The sequence below is a fragment of the Gammaproteobacteria bacterium genome, assembly GCA_029882975.1.
Classification (GTDB): domain Bacteria; phylum Pseudomonadota; class Gammaproteobacteria; order SZUA-152; family SZUA-152; genus JAJDNG01.
In genome coordinates this window covers 1-20023 of record JAOUJW010000009.1, presented here as the reverse complement: position 1 = coordinate 20023, position 20023 = coordinate 1, and the positions used below count along the sequence as shown (strand labels likewise).

General features: G+C 45.1%; 17 protein-coding genes and 1 pseudogene. 6 read left to right on the top strand and 12 right to left on the bottom strand.

Features of this window, described 5'->3' with window-relative positions; genetic code table 11:
* Positions 1-169: 169 nt before the first annotated feature.
* The 5 genes and pseudogenes from OEY58_08525 (at position 170) to OEY58_08505 (ending at position 6694) form a co-directional block, all read left to right on the top strand.
* Positions 170-2665, top strand: a complete 2496-nt coding sequence (locus tag OEY58_08525) for a molybdopterin-dependent oxidoreductase (protein ID MDH5325490.1) — start codon at positions 170-172, stop codon at positions 2663-2665.
* A 26-nt stretch (positions 2666-2691) separates the two neighbouring features.
* Positions 2692-3423 (top strand): annotated as a pseudogene (locus OEY58_08520) (4Fe-4S dicluster domain-containing protein).
* 20 nt (positions 3424-3443) lie between these two features.
* Positions 3444-4616 (top strand): polysulfide reductase NrfD, encoded by a 1173-nt coding sequence (gene nrfD / locus OEY58_08515; GenBank protein ID MDH5325489.1) that lies wholly within the window; start codon positions 3444-3446, stop codon positions 4614-4616.
* Positions 4617-4629: 13 nt separating this feature from the next.
* Positions 4630-5520, top strand: coding sequence for a molecular chaperone TorD family protein (locus OEY58_08510; protein ID MDH5325488.1), 891 nt, complete (start codon positions 4630-4632; stop codon positions 5518-5520).
* 211 nt (positions 5521-5731) lie between these two features.
* A complete protein-coding gene (locus OEY58_08505) occupies positions 5732-6694 on the top strand; it encodes a 4Fe-4S dicluster domain-containing protein (GenBank protein ID MDH5325487.1) in 963 nt (320 codons plus the stop codon).
* A 37-nt stretch (positions 6695-6731) separates the two neighbouring features.
* On the opposite strand, the gene OEY58_08500 is transcribed toward OEY58_08505, so the two are convergent.
* The 8 genes from OEY58_08500 to OEY58_08465 form a co-directional block, all read right to left on the bottom strand.
* Positions 6732-7556, bottom strand: coding sequence for a methyltransferase domain-containing protein (locus OEY58_08500; GenBank protein ID MDH5325486.1), 825 nt, complete (start codon positions 7554-7556; stop codon positions 6732-6734).
* Positions 7557-8247: 691 nt separating this feature from the next.
* Positions 8248-10371 (bottom strand): HEAT repeat domain-containing protein, encoded by a 2124-nt coding sequence (locus tag OEY58_08495; GenBank protein MDH5325485.1) that lies wholly within the window; start codon positions 10369-10371, stop codon positions 8248-8250.
* 307 nt (positions 10372-10678) lie between these two features.
* Positions 10679-10990, bottom strand: coding sequence for a DUF1330 domain-containing protein (locus OEY58_08490; GenBank protein MDH5325484.1), 312 nt, complete (start codon positions 10988-10990; stop codon positions 10679-10681).
* A gap of 245 nt (positions 10991-11235) precedes the next feature.
* Positions 11236-12261, bottom strand: coding sequence for a hypothetical protein (locus OEY58_08485; protein MDH5325483.1), 1026 nt, complete (start codon positions 12259-12261; stop codon positions 11236-11238).
* A gap of 225 nt (positions 12262-12486) precedes the next feature.
* The gene (locus tag OEY58_08480; protein MDH5325482.1) at positions 12487-12876 is read right to left on the bottom strand and encodes a DUF3592 domain-containing protein; all 390 of its coding nucleotides are present in this window, start codon (positions 12874-12876) and stop codon (positions 12487-12489) included.
* Between the two features lie 369 nt (positions 12877-13245).
* The gene (locus tag OEY58_08475) at positions 13246-13689 is read right to left on the bottom strand and encodes a hypothetical protein (protein ID MDH5325481.1); all 444 of its coding nucleotides are present in this window, start codon (positions 13687-13689) and stop codon (positions 13246-13248) included.
* A 457-nt stretch (positions 13690-14146) separates the two neighbouring features.
* A complete protein-coding gene (locus OEY58_08470) occupies positions 14147-15217 on the bottom strand; it encodes a hypothetical protein (protein ID MDH5325480.1) in 1071 nt (356 codons plus the stop codon).
* Between the two features lie 139 nt (positions 15218-15356).
* Positions 15357-16115: a TerC family protein gene (locus OEY58_08465; protein ID MDH5325479.1), complete on the bottom strand. Its 759-nt coding sequence runs from the start codon at positions 16113-16115 to the stop codon at positions 15357-15359.
* 326 nt (positions 16116-16441) lie between these two features.
* Here OEY58_08465 and OEY58_08460 point away from each other — a divergent pair, with 326 nt between their 5' ends.
* Positions 16442-16951, top strand: a complete 510-nt coding sequence (locus OEY58_08460; GenBank protein MDH5325478.1) for an IS30 family transposase — start codon at positions 16442-16444, stop codon at positions 16949-16951.
* Positions 16952-17241: 290 nt separating this feature from the next.
* On the opposite strand, the gene OEY58_08455 is transcribed toward OEY58_08460, so the two are convergent.
* The 4 genes from OEY58_08455 to OEY58_08440 form a co-directional block, all read right to left on the bottom strand.
* Positions 17242-17595, bottom strand: coding sequence for an SMI1/KNR4 family protein (locus tag OEY58_08455; protein MDH5325477.1), 354 nt, complete (start codon positions 17593-17595; stop codon positions 17242-17244).
* A gap of 87 nt (positions 17596-17682) precedes the next feature.
* Positions 17683-17943: an IS3 family transposase gene (locus tag OEY58_08450; GenBank protein ID MDH5325476.1), complete on the bottom strand. Its 261-nt coding sequence runs from the start codon at positions 17941-17943 to the stop codon at positions 17683-17685.
* A 528-nt stretch (positions 17944-18471) separates the two neighbouring features.
* Positions 18472-18750: a hypothetical protein gene (locus OEY58_08445; protein ID MDH5325475.1), complete on the bottom strand. Its 279-nt coding sequence runs from the start codon at positions 18748-18750 to the stop codon at positions 18472-18474.
* Between the two features lie 363 nt (positions 18751-19113).
* A complete protein-coding gene (locus OEY58_08440; GenBank protein MDH5325474.1) occupies positions 19114-19878 on the bottom strand; it encodes a hypothetical protein in 765 nt (254 codons plus the stop codon).
* Positions 19879-20023 lie beyond the last annotated feature (145 nt).

Sequence of the window (20023 nt, the reverse complement as noted above, 5' to 3'; positions counted from 1 at the left end):
GAAAGGTTTTGCTGACGTTAACCATTGCGGTCGCAAGCTTCATTCAACTGGCAGTAACTTTCCCCGACTTAACGGCGAGTGGTTTCGAACGAAGCTGAGCCATTCAAATATCATTTCAGATAAGACAATTTGGTGGTGGAATAGAAGTTATTGAAATCGGGAGACGGTTATGAACACGCTCGAACAGTTCCGGTTGACACGGCGGCGGTTTCTCCAGGTAAGCGGTACGGTTGGGTTAACAGGTGCAAGCGCCATGGGGCTTGGGACCCTACCCGGTTTCTCTGCGTTAAGTCATGCTGAGGTTGCAGCACCAAAGTCGAATCGGCAAGGTGACACCGTTGTTACCAAAAACGTTTGTCATCAATGCCCCGCTCGATGTGGCATCGATGTTTATACAACCAATGGGCGTGTGCATGCTATATACGGTGCGCTTGATCACCCGATCTCTAACGGTAAGCTTTGTCCCAAGGGGCACTTGGGTGCCTACATCCTATACGATCCCGATCGCTTCAAGGGTCCGATGAAACGTTCAAATCCAAAGAAAGGGCGCAATGAGGATCCCCGTTTTGTGCCCATTAGTTGGGACGAAGCTCTGGATATATTCGCCGCTCGGTTACAAGCTTTGCGGGATAGGGGTGAATCACATCGTTTCTCTATTTTCTACGGTCGCGGCTGGGGTGAGTCGGATGCCGGTATGCAGAAGCCTTTCGCTAAGCTCTATGGGACGCCCAATATTATCGGGCATTCCTCTATGTGTGCAGATGCGGGTAAGAAGGTGAAATTGGCAACGGATGGTAACTACTCCTACAGCGCCTACGATTATGCAAACACGAACTACCTGCTCAATTTTGGCGCAGGGTTTCTGGATGCTTTTCGACCGTACAACGGTAACATGCAGGCCTGGGGTAAGATGCGCAGCAAAAGCCCGAAAACTCGCGTCACAGTAGTTGAGGTGCATTTGAATGCCACCGGAGCCGCTGCCGACCAGTTGTTGCTTGTCAAACCCGGAACTGATGGGGCCCTCGCGCTCGCCATTGCCCATGTGATTTTAGCTGAAGGGTTATGGGATAAAGAATTTGTTGGAGACTTTAAAGACAAGGTAAATCGTTTTCGTCCGGGCGGGGTTCCAGTAGATCCCTCGACTTTTGAGTCAGTCTGGGTTAAGGGGCTGGTTGAGTGGTGGAACCAAGAGGTCAAAGATCGCACGCCTGCCTGGGCCGAAAAAATAACCTCGGTCCCCGAAAATGATATTACAACCGTAGCCCGGGAATTTGGCACTACGCGTCCGGCTATGGCACTGTTCGAACGTGGACCTACATCACATAGTAACGGTACCTACAATGGTATGGCGATCCATGCTTTAAATGCGCTAACGGGTTCGCTTTTTGCCAAAGGCGGATTGTTCTACCAGATTGGGCCATCCTACGGCAAGCCGCCTGCGGACTACAAGGACTATCAGGATGACTATGCAGCCTCGGAGGATCGCAAGCAGCATCCTCGTATTGACAAGGTTGGTACGGACGAGTGGCCTATGGCCAAGAACATGATGCAGGAAGTCGCCAAAAACCACCTGGCAGGTAATCCATACAAACTGGATACTGCGATTTTCTATCTAACAAATCCAACTTTTACGTCACCCGATCCGAGAGTCTGGGAGGAGGCGCTAAAAGAAATTTTTGTCATCGATACTTCCCCATTTCCAAGCGAGACAGCCATGATGGCGGATCTCATTTTGCCGGATCACACTTACCTCGAGAGACTCCAAGATACACCAACTTACCCCTATCAGGGGTATCCACTCGCCAATCTGCGAGTGCCGGCGGTAAAGCCTTTGTATAACACGATGTTGTACAGTGACGTCCTGATGGAAGTCGGCAAGCGCTTAAAGGGCGGTATCGCAGAATACTACGAGAAGACTAAGAATACAGAAAACGTGTTACGCCACATCGCCAAAGGCTTTGAGCAGGATCCAGGTGACAATGGTGTTAATGGTTTCGAGTCTTGGAAGGAGAAAGGGGTGTGGTACAAAAAACCCTATCTGTGGCGGCAGCAGCGTGGCAAATTCTATGAATGGGACGGAGGCGGTTACAATCGACTCATGACCGCCGAGCAGGTTAAGCAAAAATTGATTAAAACCCCATCGGGTAAGTTCGAGTTTAAGTCTGCCTATCTTGAGAAACACGCTGAATTCATCAATCGCAAACTAGGTATCCAGGAAGATCGGGTGGGTTTCCCTCAATGGATAGAGCCACGCCACACCGGCGGGGGCGATTTACATCTGATTACACCCAAGGTTGCTATGCATGCGGAGGGTCGTGGCTCCAATTTACCACACGCGATTAACCTGTTGCAGCCATCTCTCGGTGGTAATAAAACCGTGTTCCTTGAGATTCACCCCAAAACGGCCCGCAGTCGTGGTATCCGTAACCATGACAAAGTTCGAATCAAATCATCTGTGGGCACGATCGACGCCTACGCTCGATATTTTGAGGGTACACGCCCCGATACCGTGGTATTGCCGATGGAGCATGGCCACTGGGCAATGGGTCGGTGGGCCAAAAATAGGATGCCCGGACATTCCGGTGAAGTAACCGAAAATGTATCTGACCCGATCTCCGGTTTGGCCGGGTATTACACCGGTAAGGTAACCGTACAGAGAATATAAAGAGGTGCATCATGGCAAAGTGGGGAATGGTCATTGACCTTGAGAAATGTACCGGTTGTCAGGCTTGCTCGGTCGCTTGTGCGATGGAGAATAACCGACTGCCGGATGAGCATTGGTAGGATGTGATATATTACACCGAAGGCACCTATCCCAGCGCTCAGCTAAAATGGTTTCCACGTCCATGCATGCATTGCGAGAATCCGTCCTGCGTGCATGTGTGTCCGGTGCGTGCAACTTACAAGACTGATGACGGTTTGGTTTTGATTGATTGGGACCGTTGCATTGGGTGCAAATTCTGTATTATAGCTTGTCCATACGGCGTGCGTTTTTACTCCGACGAGAAACCGTTGTTAGAGCCCAATATCCGTTCCATATTTCCGGGTGACGGAAATCGAACATGGAATCCGCCGTGGAAGATGCCGGACTCACAGGAAGATCGGCGTCACGGAGTCGGTATCCAGCCTCCAGGAGTGGTATCTAAGTGTACATTCTGTTATCACCGGGTATCAAAAGCGCCGCCCGGAACACCGGACTTGGATCCAAATGATCCAAAATTACGTGAGTTCACGCCTGCCTGTGTCGTCACCTGTTCGCCTGGGGCGCGTTATTTCGGTGACCTCGACAACCCGCACAGCAAGGTAAGTCGACTTATCGCCCAAAAACGCGGTGTGCGTTTGCTCGACCATCTCGGTAACAAACCGCAGGTCTACTATCTTGCAGGAGAGGCGGTCGCCATTTCGAGTTCGCGTGCCACTTAATTCTATGAAGGGGTAGTACCATGATGAAAACAGCACATACCGAATTCTACGATCAAGGTGACAGACCTATCGCCGGCCGCGTTATGGTTGTTTCAGCTGGTGTTCTGCTCTTGTTGCTTGGAGTCACGTTCTACATACTCTATTCGCAAGGTCACGCCGCGTTTAACACAAGCAGTTCCGGCGTTGCATGGGGCCTGCCGATCATCACCTATGTTTTTCTCGTGCTAACCTCAACGGGGCTTACGTTTCTAGCATCACTTGCAACGGTCTTTGGTGTTGAGGCATTCTACCCGGTGGCAAAGCGCTGTGTGTGGCTGGCTATAGCGACACTGATAGCCGGTTTTACCGCGCTTGCAATGGAGCTCGGGCACCCGTTCCGTATGCTATGGACAATTCCTACGGGTCTGCAATTCCGGTCGCCTATGTTTTGGATGGGTGTATTCTACAGTATTTACCTGATATTTCTGCTTGCTAAGTTTTGGTGTATCAATAAAGGTGACTGGAGCAGTGCTCTAAGCCGCACGCTTGGCATCGCGTCGTTTGTCTCGGTGGTCATTGCTCACAGCACGCTGGGGCTCGTGTTTGGTATGATGGCAATGCGTCCAATGTGGTATGGTAGCATCATGCCAATATATTTCTTGGTTTCGGCGGCGCTTTCCGGAGTCGCTTTTGCAGTGTTCTTTACCTATCTGGCTTACGGATTTCGCCAAGATACAATGCCCGACAGGGCGCGAGCCCTAACATCGAGCAGCACTCTACCAAAGGTATTTGCGGCTACCATTGGTATCACAATCCTTATTTTAGTATCCCGCGTGATCACCGGGTTGTGGACTAACTTAGATGGCATGCAAGTCTATCAAGAGTTGGTGCGTTCTCCTTGGTTTCACTTTGAGCTATGGGTAGGACTGGTGCTCCCCTTCGTATTGATGATTTCGCCTGCTCTACGTATCCAAGCCAAGTGGCAAATTGTTTCGGCGGTTCTGGTTATTTTGGCATTGTTCATTGGTCGTTACGAGTATGTCATTTCGGGGCAGCTCGTACCGCTGTTTAAGGGCAGTTGGATTTCAGGGCTGATTAACTATGTGCCCTCAGTCACAGAGTGGCTAATTACGGGTGTGGGCTTTGCTTTGGTGTTTGCCATCTATTCGCTAGGTGACAAATTGTTTCGTCTTGACGATTTGCCAAATCGATAAGAGGTTAACACTAGTGCCGGCTCAAAAGTTAACTGAGCGCGCAGAACTCTATCTATGCGTCGCTCGTGCTTTTCTACCGCCGATGGAGGTAAATCAGTACCGCGCCATGCGCGAGTATTTGGCCGATGATCTTGCAGATCTGAGTACGGAATTGGGCTACTCGCTCGAAGCGAATGTGCATGCCTTACGGGACCAATTACAAGGGATGGAAGGTCACGACGCTTGTTTGCAATTGTATAGTCGCCTGTTTCTTGTCCCTCCAATTCCGGCGCACCTGAACGCGGGTATATATATTGACGGGGTCTTGATGGGTGCGAGTGTTTCTGAAATTGACCTCGCCTATCACCAGCATGGCTTGGAAAAATCGCCCAATTTCTGTGATACCCCCGACCATATCACTTCACTACTGGAGTTCGTCGCGTATCTCTTTGCGGTTGCTCACAATAAGGAGGCAAAAGGTGATACCGATGCGTCGCGTGATTACCAGCTCCAAGCCGGAACGTTTCTACGGTACTACGTGGCGAGCTGGTTGCCCGGTCTTATAAATGACTTGGCGTACGTTAAGGAAATAGGGCCGAACAGTTTATATGCTGAATTGGTCGATTTTTTGCAAATTGTTGCTCGCCACGATATACACAGACTAGGATTGACAACGGAATCCGTTCGACGTGTCGATTTGAAAAAGTCGTCACACCTACCGGATAACGAACGTCGGGGTACAGTGCCGCATACAGTCTGTTGTGCGGTATGCGCTGAATCCTTTGCGGTGTGGCATGATGTGTATAAGATGCGGCGTCAACTCAACGCGCAAGGGTTAGCCACAGACTATCTCGACATTTGTCCGCGCTGTCGTGCAGCAGATATTGGATTCTCCGAGGTTTTAGCCGATGAACATACCATCTAAGGATGATCGGCCGAGGTTGGGCACGTCAGTTCCGCTTCGATTCGACGTAAAAAGCTGCCTGGCCCTACAATCGTCTTGCGAGATCTGCGATAGTTGTATGGCAAACTGCCCTGCTCATGTTTTGATGCTGAACACCGAAATGTTGGAGCTAAATGAGGGATGTTTGGGGTGCGGCCGTTGCGCCTCGGTTTGTCCTACTGGAGCACTTACTATGGATGGGCCATCTCTAAACAACCTACAGATTCGTAGTGATAATCAATACGTCTGTATTGATTGTTGCAAGGTACCGCCCGAATTGTCACCACCGGGTAGCTTGCGCGTACCTTGTTTGGGCTCGATTTCTCTGAGTGATTTGCTCTATCTCAGCATTCAGGCGGAGGGACGACCGCTTTTAATATTGGACCGAAACTGGTGTTCAGATTGTCCTGCCAGTAAAGACGGAAACAATCCGGTGCATTCGGTTTTGCTTGAGGCCAAAGCTTGGCTTTCTGATCTTTTCGTTCCGCAAGATGAGCAGCCGTTACTCGTACTCAAACCGTTACCCCGTCACCGGCGCCGCAACCACATACCCAAAGCCCGCAATGAAGCGGGTATGAGCCGGCGAGCGTTTTTCGATCAACTTGCCGGGGAAGCGATAATGGCTGTGCAGTTTGCTGTTGAACAATTGAGTACGCAAGAATTCCAGGAAGTTTCCAAAGCAGATAGTCGCCGCCATTCGCTACGCGCCACGGAACGGGAGCGCTTGTACAACCTGTTGAACACTATTGCTACGCAGCGTGGACAGAGCATACCGGCGCGATTTTTTCCACACGCCGAGATTGACGCTCAGAGTTGCCGAAACCATAGACATTGCGTTGCGCTGTGTCCGACTAAAGCATTGCGAACCTATGAATTAGAAGGCGTGGTAGGTGTAGATTTAGATCCTGTTGCATGCATTGCCTGTGGCCAATGCGAACATATTTGTCCTGAGCGGGCCTTCAAATTCTTTGCCGCCGGTATCGGTGTTGTGTCACAGGCTGGTAAACGGCTCAGTCAACATCGCTGTAGAGTATGCGATTGTTGCGGTAGGGAGTATTGTGACAATGTGGATGAACCAACCTGTATGCGCTGTCGTCAATCACAGAAATTTGTAACAGAGGCTTATCGAACTATTTTCGGTGCGCAATTAAATTGATCTTGCAGTCCTTTCCGTCAAATTGTCGGTCCATTTACTATTTAACTGCGTAGACGTAGTACATAGACGTATCATTCCAAACACCCTCATCGGTAGCCAGCCTTTCCATTTCCATGTCATATTCCAATTTAGCCTTTTCCAGTATTTCCGGCGGCGCTGATGTGGCGGGATGGGGGTACTGGCCTATAGGATAATGGTCTTCTGATATCCAGGCTGCCTTGGCGTCCTCCAGGCTAATAAAATGGCCTTCGTTGGTTTCTATGATTTCGATGTTGGAATAGCCCGCCTTTTCGAGCAGCGACCGACATATTTGCTGTGAGCCGGTAGGAGAGTGCCCCAAGTACGTCACTCCATACTTTTTAAGTACCAGCCTTGCGATGTGGCCATACACGTATGAGGTCTCCGGCCAGGCGTGAAACCCAAGAACGCCGCCGGGCTTCAATAGTCGCTGCCAATTAGAGAGTGTCTTGGGTTTATCTGCTATCCAAAAAAACGCCGATGCGCAATATATCCGATCAAAACTACGGTCCGGGTACTCCAGGCGTTCGCCGTCCTCCACCTTAAAAACCAAATTACCACACTTCCGTTCGGTTCTAGTTTTTTCTGCTTCTGCAATCATGCCTTTGGAAATATCGATTCCTAAGACTCGGCCTGTCGCCCCTACCAAGCCGGTACAATAAAGCGCAGCCGCTCCGGTTCCTGTTCCTATATCCAAAACTGAATTACCCTCCTTAGGAGGGGCATAGTCTACTAATTGTTCAGCTAGTAATCTATGCCAGTTACTTTGCGCGTATTGCTTGCTTCGCTCGTCGTAGGAATCAACAATTATCTTTTTATACGCTTTATAATCTTCTACAGACATCTCTATATCCCTGTGCTCCCAATTGTACTTAACAATACCCCTTAGGGTCCGCCGGCGCTTGTGTTGGTTATGCGCTTATTTGGTTCCGGACCTGAGGCGTTTTTCGTTTAGTATTTGCCCCAGCAGTCCTCCCGGCTTGCACCGGCCTCCACTCATTGCTTCTTTAATCATTGGCGTGACTGCATTTGAGTTATTAATGGCGTCAAGATAATACACTCCTTCTTCTGCCATTCGATCCGCTAAGCGGCGACACATTGGTTCTACAGATGCGCGCAATTGATCCTCCGGGAATGGTTTTGGCTTCGCGTTGCCTGCTCTTTCTGCGGCCGTGGCATAATCACGCTTTGCGGGGGTGATGATGCCAAGTGCGCAGCCGGACACGAAAGCCGTACGTTCGGCTTCTGACTATGCTGAATCAGCATACGACACACCGCTTAGCATTGTGATGGCAACGGTTAACAAAACAAAGGTCAGTTTAGTCATGGTTTGCTCCTGGTTGGGTGTGTGCACTATCGATTCTGCATGCTGCACTTTAGCCGCTATTGGTTTAAGAAGTGCACAATTTTCCAATCAAAAAATACGCATCTACTTTTCCTGGGAAATCCGCTCACGCCAAAAACGGAGCGTTTTAATTCGATTTTCTCTATTCTATAGTGACTGCGTAAACGCGTGGCCGGACTATTTATTTTGATCACATCCATTTCGATAGCATATCTTGTATTTCCCATTCGCGGAGTATAGTTTTGGCTTCCTTCTTTACTTTCGAGTTTTTATCCTTTTTTGCCATTTCACTAACAATCTCAAATACATCGTCTCTGGAGAAGTAGCGTAAAGCACTCAATACTGCACAACGTATATTGTTATCAACCGATTTCTTTCTCAAAACATTGCTCAAGATAGGTACCGATCGCGGATCGGCAATGCGTGCGATCGAATGGATAATTGTGTGATCAGGCGACTTTTCCAGTCTCTTGAGCAAAACATCAAGGGCATCAGCTGTGCCGATAATTTGAAGTGCATGTACAGCACTATGGTAATAGTATGGGCTGTCCAAGCATTCTACCATGAGATCAAAGACACGTTCGTCCGCGGTCGTTTCGCAGGCCTCCACGAGCTTTTGGCGCTCTCTGGAATCAGCTGACTCCCAGTACTGCAGGATAATCGGTAAGACTCTTTTGTCGCCAAATTGACCAAGGATTTCAAGTGCGCAGGGATAATTCGGGTGATTTCTATCGTCAATAAACTCAAGTAACGATTTGACTGCGATTTCACCATATTTCTTCAATGCATGAGTAAATCTGTGACAATCGACATACTCTTGTTCATGCATAAGTTCCATCAGCATGTGGAAGCACTCTGTGTTCTCCGCCTCAACAACGGTATTTGCAATTTCACGTAGCATGCCCATATCTTTGAATGCTGGGTATAATTCATGTATCGCTCTATAAGCAGAGCTTGTACCTATTCTGTTTAGAGTCCGAAGTATATTTATGGGTAACAACGCAGATTCAGTCGATATGCTGTTGACAAGTTGTGGAATTACAGTTTCACCATATTTTGCTACGCAGTCATAAATGCGCCAAAGGTCTGATTCAGTGCTATATAGCTTGATGACGTGTTCTATCGCCCTTTGGTCTCCTGTTCGTAGCAGCGCTTCACAGGAGGCGGAAGCCATGTTTTCATGAGCAATGTATTTGAGTATGTAGTCAAAATACTCTTCGCCATTGCTTGTTGCAAGTGCAATTAGAGCACTTCGACGTGTCCACATGCTATAATGTTCGCTTTCAGCAATCTTTTTAAGGGTGCTGTCAGCATTTGAATTAGGTGATTTTTCCAGTCCCAAGCAGATCGACTGAATGGTAGACTCCCGTAGTCCGGGGATGTCGAGCTTTTCCAGTAATTTTTCAGATAAACCACTTGCACCAATTTTTACCAGTGCATCGATAATGTCATCGGATATGTCTAAAGCATTTTCATCATCAAAAAGATTCCATAATTCAGTAATCACTCTGTCCAGTGGATAGTTTTGAAGGCACGCTATAGCATAATGCCGAGTCCATTTATGATCACTTGTTTTTGCAATATTCAATAACGGCTCTACGATCCGGGGTGAATAAGTCCCACACAAAGCTTCATGCGCCTTTCTCTGAATTTTTTCGTCGGTAAGTGCGTTCACTAGTGCTATTGCAGATTGCTCCGTTCCTATGTCGGACATTATTTTTATAATGGCTTCTTTTACGTCTTCATGTTTAGTGGTTTTTAAAAGTGATGATAGCTCATTGATCTTGTCATGGGTATTTTCCAGGGAGATATCTTCATCCTGATCGAGTTCCTCTAGAAGAATCTCGTTTAAGTCCTTCCCGGATTCATAATAGTTAAACAGTTCAAATATACGTTGTTTATCGATATTACAGTCATCCAATTCAAGCAGAGTCGTGATTTTACCCTTTTTAAGGACGTTTATCTCTGTATATCCGGCGGTGTCGTCATTGGTAACTGAAAAGTATTCAGTAGCACCGAAATTACTTAAAATCTCTCCAAAAAACTCATAATATCCGCAAGGGGTTCTGCCATGCATTTCTATGAACAAGGAATTATTTTCCAGTCTATCCAGCTGGGAAAACTCATAAAAATCATCATAGCCATAGTAGAAAGCATCTATCGTATCGATTTGAGCCGGAGGCTCTTTGAAATGCATTCTGATCCAATCTTTACTGCCACTTTCTTCGCATGACACTCCATTGAATGTACTAAAAAAATTGTCCCGATTTTCACAGCTATTAAACCTGCAGATAGCTTCCACTGAGAATCCCATAATCTAACCTTTAATTCTGATTGTACTCAGGTAACATGCTTTCGATCATCCCGGAGTGCCTTGTGTAGTTCCGGCGCGCGGCCTCGGACAGGGGGAATATTTTTCCGCAGTCGAAGTCCCTCTGCGAAGTTGGCGAACCAGGGGTAGATCGCACTTTAAAGTCTTCAGACAACAGTAATAAAAATATTGCGACTATATCTTTCATAACTATTTCTTGCGAGCAAGTGGCTCAGTGGGGGCGGGCACTGGCAACGGGCGGTATTTTGCGAACGTTGTACCGGGCGCTTGCATAAGCTGAAGCTTGAGGTCAAGGTTGGGAGGGTTGTGGGCCATCATAGCCCTCAACAATAACAAGATCGATCTCTGAAGCCGACAATCGATGTTTAAGCGCAGCCTGATATTCAGGAGAATTCCAGCAGTCTACAGCAGCCTGATAAGAAGGAAACTCTACAATGGTGTTTCGTGTTCTGGTGCTACCCTCCGGGACGGTATATTGGCCGGCCCTGGCAAGGAATTTTGCGCCATATTTATTGAGTGCATCAGCGTTGGCTTCTGCGTATTTTTTGAATTGATCTTGCTCTGTAACATCTACATGAACGATCCAATAACCTTTGAGCATATACTTCTCCTGTACACATTGCTATTCACAGCGCCTACCGCGCAAGATCACTTAGTGTCCAATATTATCAAAGAGATTATAGCTTGAACCTGGAAATATGAAAGAGATGAGTCACAATCCTATCTACTGCTCGTCACACCAACTAGAGATATTTGTAATCAACAATTGCAAAAAGAAATTCACCGGAAAAGTGATTGTAAGAGCTTACGGACTGAACTGGATCGTGTGCGGTTACCTCTCGATTCTTAGCAACGGGGCAAGCCGTTGTGTTTACAGGTGTTTAGTTTACGCACCAGAAGGTGGCGTTGGTTGTTTTGCCAGAAGCTAAAAACCGCGAGGTTTGCTTTTATGGAGACGTCCATGTCATTTAGGTATTCAAAATCGCCAAGTGCCACCAACTGATTACCGTCGTACATATAGGCGGGATTATTGCCGATTTCGTAAGTCTGTACCGACTGAATTAAAAACCAAACAATATCTTTTGTCTGCTCACGCACCGCCAGAATCGGAATTTGTCTTGACTGGGGGATGGTGGCAATTTTCTTTGCAATATAACCTTCCAGTTCATATATGTGGGCTCTGTGCTGATCCTTGACACTGAAAATGACTTTATCGGCTACACTGACGCCACCGCCGAAGGCATTATGGCTTCCCGGTAAGAACACCAGGGATGTGAGCTCAGGATTGTCCAGCGTGGAAAGCCAGATGTTGCGGTCTTCATCGGCATATCTTTTCTGAAAAATAACCTGCTTATCATCCAGGTAATATCGTTTACTGTCGATAACTTCTTCAAACACGTGGGGAGGTATTTCGGGATGCAGCTTGGGGTATAGCGTTTTCAGTTTTTCCCGGGCATCAATATCCTCGACCGTGGGCGGGGGAATGGCTCCGACCGAGAATTCCGAGGTAATGATTTTTCCTTGTAAAGCGTCAACCACCACAGTGGTTACACCCACATCGCCGTCGTGAATTTCAGCAAGAAGTTTGCGTTCATCCTGCCAACGTAAGGTGGTCACTTGACCGTGATAGATGCCCCGTCTCTTTGATTCACTGATGGATAACAGTCGGCGACTTTGTGTGCTTTGCAGGTCCATTAGATGAAAACCAATACCATCTCGGTATACTTCGTTATAAACCAGATATTTACCATCAGGAGAGATTCTAGGGTTAGCAAAATCGCCTTTACTGAGCCCCACCAGAGTAGAGCCTGGCTTCACCTTGACCGGGTCGGCTATACTGGACATAGGTGTAAGTATGATAAAGGACAACACAAATATCTTCCTGCATTTATATACGTATTTAATCCACATGGCATTGTTCCTAATTAGCGCTGGCCCGAAATCATCGCCGTCTGGTTCGCCAATAGCCAAACATGAATAAATAAAAGATTATGGCTACATGCAAACTGGTTCACACAGCTCTTTGTCCGAATACGTCCCCCTGTTCAAATGTGGCTGATGGATAGCGTGTATTCAAGTTGGTGTGGGTTATCTATTTCATGCTTTGAATCCGAGTAAGCCGGATACCAAAGCAATAGACCCAATGAATACGGCGATAAGTTCAATTACCATAAAGTCGAATACTGTTCCGACAATGCAATATGAAGGGTTCTTGGGATCGTAGTGAACCACAATATCAAAACTTTGTTTGTTTCGATAGCGGCGGGAGTATTGCGCAGACTCATGCAAATAGTCCTTACCATTTACTGAATATTCTACAACTGGCGCAAAAGTATAATAGTTAGACGTAGTACTACTGTTTGAATTAAGCCTGACGATCTTTCCTGTTGTCTTTTTGGATTTTGAAAAAAATATAACGGTTTTAAACCCCATTGATATTCCCATCCCCAAAAACCCACTGCCCACAATTATCAATTCAATATTCAATTGTTGAAACTGCCCACTCTGGAATTACTGAGAATAGATTTGTACATTCAGATAACATTTAATACCAAGGGTAACCTGCAAGCTCTTGCGAAGGCAACTGCACTGGTGCTTTTCAAAAAAATGGGTTTAATTTGTCTTCTAACTCATTCATACATAGTAAAATAACGTATTGCCGGAACCTGGCATAGCTAATGCGGCACCGCTAAAAAATTTCAATATACTCATTTATTATAGTATTACTAAAGCCAAGCTCAAGTCCATAAGTAGAGCGAGCGTTCTGGTGAATGAAAGCGATTAGTGACAGGTGTAAATGCACATTATTCCGCAGCAATTTAGACATGATACCCAAAAGCACATAGCTCAACCCCATTAATTAGGTCCCCGTAAAGGGAAATGAAAAGCCACCTCTGGTCTAAGAATATTGATGCGGTATAGATTGAGCATCGCCCTCACAAATGTTATAAGAAAGAATATTATCGAACCAGATTTATAGCCAACTATGCCTGCAAACGGGAATACTATAGGTGTCCACCATATTAGATTGTATATCACGACTACAAACCTTTCTAAGTAACTATATTTTTCTGGAACATATTCGCTATTATTCTTATTTCGCCATTTGAGCAACATCGATGAATGCGGTTCAACAATCAGACAATATACGATCCCAGCAGCAACCATACCGAAAAAACCGGATTTTTCTGATATGGAAGATGTAAAAAAGACAACAGAGGCATATGATAACGCTGGGATGCCTAATCCAAGCATCAGGAAATTATTCCATTGTACAGACAAATATTTATCTTTATTCATAAGACTTCCTTTATCCGATGAATTTAGGGTACCTCTGATTAATTTCTGATAAGTGCGAGGCGAAAAACGCAGGGAATATCGGGAATAATTTCAAGTTTTTCAACGAAGCAATTGACAATTTAGGCCTCATATATGCCATACACGGAGTTAATCAGAGGTTCCTTGGCTATATCCTCAATTATTTTGGCTCTAATGTTCCATCTATTGTTTCGACAGAAGTAGCCTTAATCGTTCTCGTTTTTATTAGAAAGAGCCACATTGCTTTCTTTAGCCTTAGGTTAATCCAATTGTACTATAAATGGTTATGTAACCCTAAAGAGTATTTGCTTCTTCGTCACCCAGAAGTCTCTGATTAGGGTTGGTACTAAATATGGGCGGTCTACAGAATGAATTGTTATTCCGTTTGTATGGCGTTCACTTACTGACAAGGTTTCAACTTATTTCAGCCTTTAATCGACTAAGGAATGGTGGTCTCTTCCGAAACAAGCTGGCTCACTCCCCATCTCTCATCCTGTAGCCTCATTTTATAGATGGCCTTCACATGAACGCCCGTATCGAGTTGGTAGGTAGTTCTAATTTCCATCTCTTCCAGAGAATAGCGTAGTGTCTGATATGTCGCGGTATCGAACTCCAGCTTACCTTGCGGATGTGGATCGACAGTGATTTCATCTACCAGATTGGGAAAGGGAAAGTATCCTAACGCCAGATGCTCAGAGGCGCCCTCCTTGTCACCTTTCTCTCTTAACTCTAAAAATATAAGTAGCCTACTTTGAGCATCCGGCGTGCGCATATACATGTCCGTGTAATAAGTAGGTTCGGTATCAGGCAACGGAGACCGTCCGCCGCTTAAAACCCACTTTAGCTTTTCCGGGTGTTCTACGCCTTTTGCTTTTACAATTTGTCCGTTTTCTACATCTATGTACATGCCTGCAAGGTATTGCTCACCGACACACATGTGTCCGTCAAACACCATTCGGGTTCGACCGGACGAAAGCTCCCGCTCTGCGGCAGCTTCACCGAGTGTTTTTTTAACTTCGGCCAGGCGGTCGGGGATGCCCTGAATGCGTGGGATAAGAAAACGGGACAGTTCTTCGTGTTGAACCTCCGTAGGCTCTGCATCAACCGATTCCATGAACAGCGTAGTTTGCGAGCGCGTACGATTGATGCCTGGGATGGATATATACATGTAGTTGTAGACGGTAGGATTCGATTCGTCAGGTTTGGAGGTGAAAGGACCGACGAAGTATACAAAACGTGTGTCTGGATCAAGGTCCCAGCTCTTTACCATGAACGGATGACCCAGCTTGCAAACAACTTCGTATATATTATTCGGCAGATATGCAGTGTTTTTGGGCGGCTGGTCGGGAACCTTGGGAACGGAGAGGGGGGCGGCTGTTTGGATGGTACGCTTGGCAGTTAACTCAGACCGTGACGAATCAGAGGAGTTTGTTACGCCAGACTGGTGCATCAAGAAAAAGGCTAACAACGCAGCGGCTGATATTAGCAACCCGATCAGAAGTTTGCTCATAGTCTCATCCTAATAGTGCTTAACCGACGATTATTCACCGGAACCTTCTGTTTCTTCATTGGTGATCCTACTGGAATAACGACCAAGCTGTGCGGAGCAAATGGCGTGCAGCGTAATTTGCATCCAAACGAGCGAATTGTTAGCCAAGGTTTTCATCTTTTAATATTTTTGCCAACTGGATTGGCGCGGCTTCTCTTTTCTTTCTAACTTTAATATTTAGAATTTCAACAGCAACTGAGAACGCCATTGCAAAATAGATGTATCCTTTAGGTATATGGACGTCGAAGCCTTCTGCAATCAATGTGAATCCAATTAATATCAAAAAGGATAAGGCAAGCATCTTTATTGTTGGATTTCTATCAACAAATTCTCCAATCGGTTTTGCAGAAAAAAGCATAACGACTACGGCAGTGATTATGGCAATGACCATAATCGACAGATGCTCAACTAGACCAACTGCGGTAATAACAGAATCAAGAGAGAACACAATATCCAGAATGGTAATTTGTACTAGAACTGAATAGAACCCCACAGATCTGACTTCCGATTCTGTCTCTTGCACTATTTCTAGGCTGCTATGTATTTCATGAGTAGATTTAGCCAGTAGAAATAGACCGCCCACTATCAATATTATGTCTCTTCCAGATATTTCGATTTCAAATACAGAGAACCATGGCTCTACTAACCCCATTACCCAGACAAGACTAAATAGCAGTCCGAGGCGGGTAAGCATTGCTAAGCTTAAACCCAATTGCCGCGCCATATTCCTCTGGTGTTCTGGTAGCCTGCCAACCAAGATCGATATAAAAATAATGTTATCTATACCCAGTACAACTTCGAGGGCTATTAGCGTACCCAAAGCAATCCATGCCTCTGGACTTGTTAGCCATTCAAACATAGAAGATTTCCATTTTTTAGCCTACCGCCACCCTTAAGCAGCGCCGATTTTTGGTGTCAGAAATGGCTTGTTAGCGCAGGCGAATTCATATACTAAGTGCGACATTTCATTTTAAAAATGAGGTGAACTATGATACCAAGGTATCTTCTCTCCCGCCAAGAAGTGAATTTACAATATGAAGTATCAACAGTTCACCTCACCTCACATGACAGGTATAGTTTGAGTGCTCTCAAAAAACAAGGCCTTTCTGTTCAGATGATAACCGATCATTTGGGTTTCATCGCAGTACCATATATCGGGATCTGCAACGAATCGGCTGCCACCATATAGACGGTGCCTATCGTCCCAGCAAGGCCGAACGCAGAACACGGGCTCGACGCAGTCGGTCTCGTCGAAATCGCCACTCTTGCGATGCTGACTTTTACATCGTACGCCACTACTTGCGAAAAAAGTGGTCACCCGAGCAGATCGTTGACCATATCCGAAGTTTTGGGCTCATGCAACGACGAACGAGCCATGACACTATCTGCCAGTACATTTGGCGTGATAAAGCCAACGGGGGCAACTTGTGGCAGCATCATTGCCAATCCCCTAGGCAGCGCCGCAAGCGTTATCGGGCCTATGATAGTCGAGGCCGCCTGGCCGATAAGCGCCATATTTCAGAACGGCCCAAAAAAGCCGTAGAGTCTCGCCGAACAATCGGTCATTGGGAAATAGACACAGTCATGGGGCGTGGTACGAATGACTGCATCGTTTCCCTGAACGAGATAAAGACTGGTTTTGTCATCATCGGTAGGCTTAAAGATCGAACCGCGGCCTCTCTCAATAAACAATAAACGAACTATTTCTCTCATAAACCGGTTCCCCGAAACTCTTAAAACTATTACGGCCGATAATGATACTGAGCTTCATCAGTGCCCGCATATAGAAAAACAAACCTCGGCCAGGTTTTACTTTGCTACTCCTCATCGCGCCTGGGAACACGGTAGCAATGTAAAAAATCTATAGGTGTATGCATTTATATCCTCCAATACTTCATTACTATTCCCCAAAACGTTGCACTCGCCAGCGAGGAGCCGCATTGCGGCGACGAGTCTGAGCGAAATGCTTGGTTATATTTCGTTTTTTATTCAAAATTATTTTCTATCCACACTTCATACTCTGACCAATTTTCGTTTGGCCAATCATCTTCATGAGTTTCATGCCATATTGAGGCAATCTTGTCGTTTGTAACATCAATAATCCATAACTCTTGAGTTCTATTGTTACACCCGATTGGGAAGTATTTATTATATAAAAGTGATTCATCATCAAATTTCAATTCATACAATTCATTTATTTCAGACGGATGATAAATCTCTTTTTGATCTTCGGTTTGACCGTATCCTTCTTCAAGGAGAAGTTTTCGATAAAACCTCGGAAGCGTAACACGCTGCTTAGATTCAACATTATCTATTTCGGCATTTGAAAGTGTTTTCATATCTTCGAACAAATTTAACGTTAAAGCGGTGGGGTGGCGCAGGGAAGCAAGCCGTCTGACCTTACCCCGATATAATTGACACCCATTTTACGCCTTCATTAGTTCGCACTCCACTGGTGTCAGGTAACCCAGTGCGGAGTGGATTCGTTGGTTATTGTAAAAATAAATATAGTCAATAATATACGCCATTGCTTCTTCAAGAGTAGCAAAATGCTGGAAATAGATCATCTCGGTTTTCAGTGCATGGAAGAATGATTCCATATGTGTATTATCCCAACGATTTAATAGCCTGGCACCGTGAGCGGAGGCCTGCTTTTTAGGCCGTAGCTCATGGTGGTCAGGTTGAATTGATGGTTAGCGATTATGTTTGAGTGCTTTGCGTATATTTTTTATAGTCAATAGCAAGAAAACGGTTGCAGGAAATATCCATATTATACCACTATCTGTATATACTTGATTAGAACCATCAGGGTTATAGCAGCGACCTAATTCGTTGAAACAATCAATCCACAAATAATAACGTGTGTACCAAGCATAAAGGCTTAGCAAAAAGCCGACAATATAAATTAGTGACTTTGCTATGGGTATATAGTTTAGTTTGGGTTTTTCCATCTTGCTTATTGACAGTGCTATCTACTATCGCTTTTTAATTAAATACCAGATCAAAATAAAAACTAAAATAATTAGTAATACTGTATTAATGAAGTCATATTCAATAACAGCAAATACAAAGTCTGTGTGTTTTTCCGGCAGAAATCCCAAATCGCTTTTATTCACTTTGGTCACTGGTCACTCAATTTCTGTGGCTAACGCTGCACTGTGTGGCTGACAACCCAGAGCGAAGCGGCGGGTTGGCAGTCACACACGATTGTGTTGTTAGCCGACGATAAATAAACCAACTTCGCTACTACTGACTGTCTTCAGCCAATTATTTAGTACTTCAAGGGCAGCAAATATCGCATTTATTCCTAATCCTTCATCTTCCGGTGAATAATTATCACGAATATATCTTCTAGTTTCGGATTCAGTAAGTTTTACTTCTTTCAATTTTTCTAACGCCGTAGTGGCCGTGCTATAGTCGAATACTGCAATGGATGTTGCCCTGGCCTCAGATATTTTTTGGGTTAGATCGATAATGCCAGAATCAAATAGCATGAATCCTTTCTCTTCGAGTATCAAATCAAGATCACAGAATCCAGATCCAGAGTACTGATATTTTTGTTGTTCAGTGGCATGTTCATTAAGAAAATTCCAGAAGTGATCGATTTTTTCTACTTGCTTTTTCTTGAAAATCAGCCCTTTCCGTTCGACTAACTTAGTTCCTGGAACTGCTGATGAGACACAAGAGCATCTGACTGATTTTTAGGTAATGTGTAAAATGTTGCTAATTGACTCATTTCATAATCCTTACTGGCTAACGCACTACATAACAGGCATTTTTGGTGTTGGCTCTTTTATGTTGTAATGCAATGGAAACATAAAAGAACCAAAAGTAAAAATGTCCTTGTTATGTTTCATTTACTCAGAGTATCTCAAGGTAAGTATTTGTTTATTCATAATAGTTTCTTGTAGAAACTCTATTAACTCTTCATCCTTATCTTTCACATAGATCTTGGATAGGAGGTCTATCAAACCACTTAAATCTTCCTTTTTAAAACCCACGCCTTTCCGGAACGCTATATAACTAGCTCCGATACCAAACAAATGGTAGTCATAGTTTACCTCTAAGTGCTTGGCTAGATGATAGTTCTCGAAAGGAGAAAGGTCACATGAAAAATACCCATTTGGGAATGCATAGATAGATTCGTAGCTATATCTTACTGGTACCTTAAGTAGATATGCTTCTTTATCCATTAAGGTAACCAGGTTTTGATTCGCCTCAATTAGCTCTTCCCTTGACTCTCCATCCAAATATAGAAGTTTTTCGTATATGTCATCAAAACCAACCCCCTCTAACCCGTGCTTGAAACCAAACCTCCGGATCAAAAATTTTTGCTCAAATCCAAGATCATCTCGAAGGTAGTCTCCATCCATCCAAGAGCCATCAATTTTCTCTTTCGCTATCCAGTCTCCCCCATCAAGTGCGTTGTACATTTTAGAATGCATAGACGTATATGATGCTTGTCCAATATCATCTAGCGTGACTAAATATTTATAATCAGGACTTTCCTCAGTTCTTTTCTTTACCTCAGATATCAATTCATCAATATTCGATAACTCATGTATCCTGAAATACTCACACAAAAAATCTTCACAGTAGGGTTTTCTATATTCCAACTTCATTGTCTTGAATCCGTATCATAACGACTGCTTAACCGGGCATTTTTTCGCTGCACCTTTTTTGTTAGAGTGAAACGAAACAAAAAAGGTGCAGCGAAAAAATGGTCCGGGTTTAAGCTTTTGTTAGTACTTATTTTACGAAAATCAC

Excerpts from the sequence above, each read along its gene's own strand:
- OEY58_08455 (MDH5325477.1), bottom strand. The coding sequence starts at position 17,595 with ATGAAAACACTTTCAAATGCCGAAATAGATAATGTTGAATCTAAGCAG.
- OEY58_08500 (MDH5325486.1), bottom strand. The coding sequence starts at position 7,556 with ATGTCTGTAGAAGATTATAAAGCGTATAAAAAGATAATTGTTGATTCC.
- OEY58_08475 (MDH5325481.1), bottom strand. The coding sequence starts at position 13,689 with ATGAATAAAGATAAATATTTGTCTGTACAATGGAATAATTTCCTGATG.
- OEY58_08445 (MDH5325475.1), bottom strand. The coding sequence starts at position 18,750 with ATGCTATTTGATTCTGGCATTATCGATCTAACCCAAAAAATATCTGAG.
- OEY58_08470 (MDH5325480.1), bottom strand. The coding sequence starts at position 15,217 with ATGAGCAAACTTCTGATCGGGTTGCTAATATCAGCCGCTGCGTTGTTA.
- OEY58_08490 (MDH5325484.1), bottom strand. The coding sequence starts at position 10,990 with ATGCTCAAAGGTTATTGGATCGTTCATGTAGATGTTACAGAGCAAGAT.
- nrfD (MDH5325489.1), top strand. The coding sequence starts at position 3,444 with ATGATGAAAACAGCACATACCGAATTCTACGATCAAGGTGACAGACCT.
- OEY58_08495 (MDH5325485.1), bottom strand. The coding sequence starts at position 10,371 with ATGGGATTCTCAGTGGAAGCTATCTGCAGGTTTAATAGCTGTGAAAAT.
- OEY58_08525 (MDH5325490.1), top strand. The coding sequence starts at position 170 with ATGAACACGCTCGAACAGTTCCGGTTGACACGGCGGCGGTTTCTCCAG.
- OEY58_08465 (MDH5325479.1), bottom strand. The coding sequence starts at position 16,115 with ATGTTTGAATGGCTAACAAGTCCAGAGGCATGGATTGCTTTGGGTACG.
- OEY58_08505 (MDH5325487.1), top strand. The coding sequence starts at position 5,732 with ATGGATGGGCCATCTCTAAACAACCTACAGATTCGTAGTGATAATCAA.
- OEY58_08440 (MDH5325474.1), bottom strand. The coding sequence starts at position 19,878 with ATGAAGTTGGAATATAGAAAACCCTACTGTGAAGATTTTTTGTGTGAG.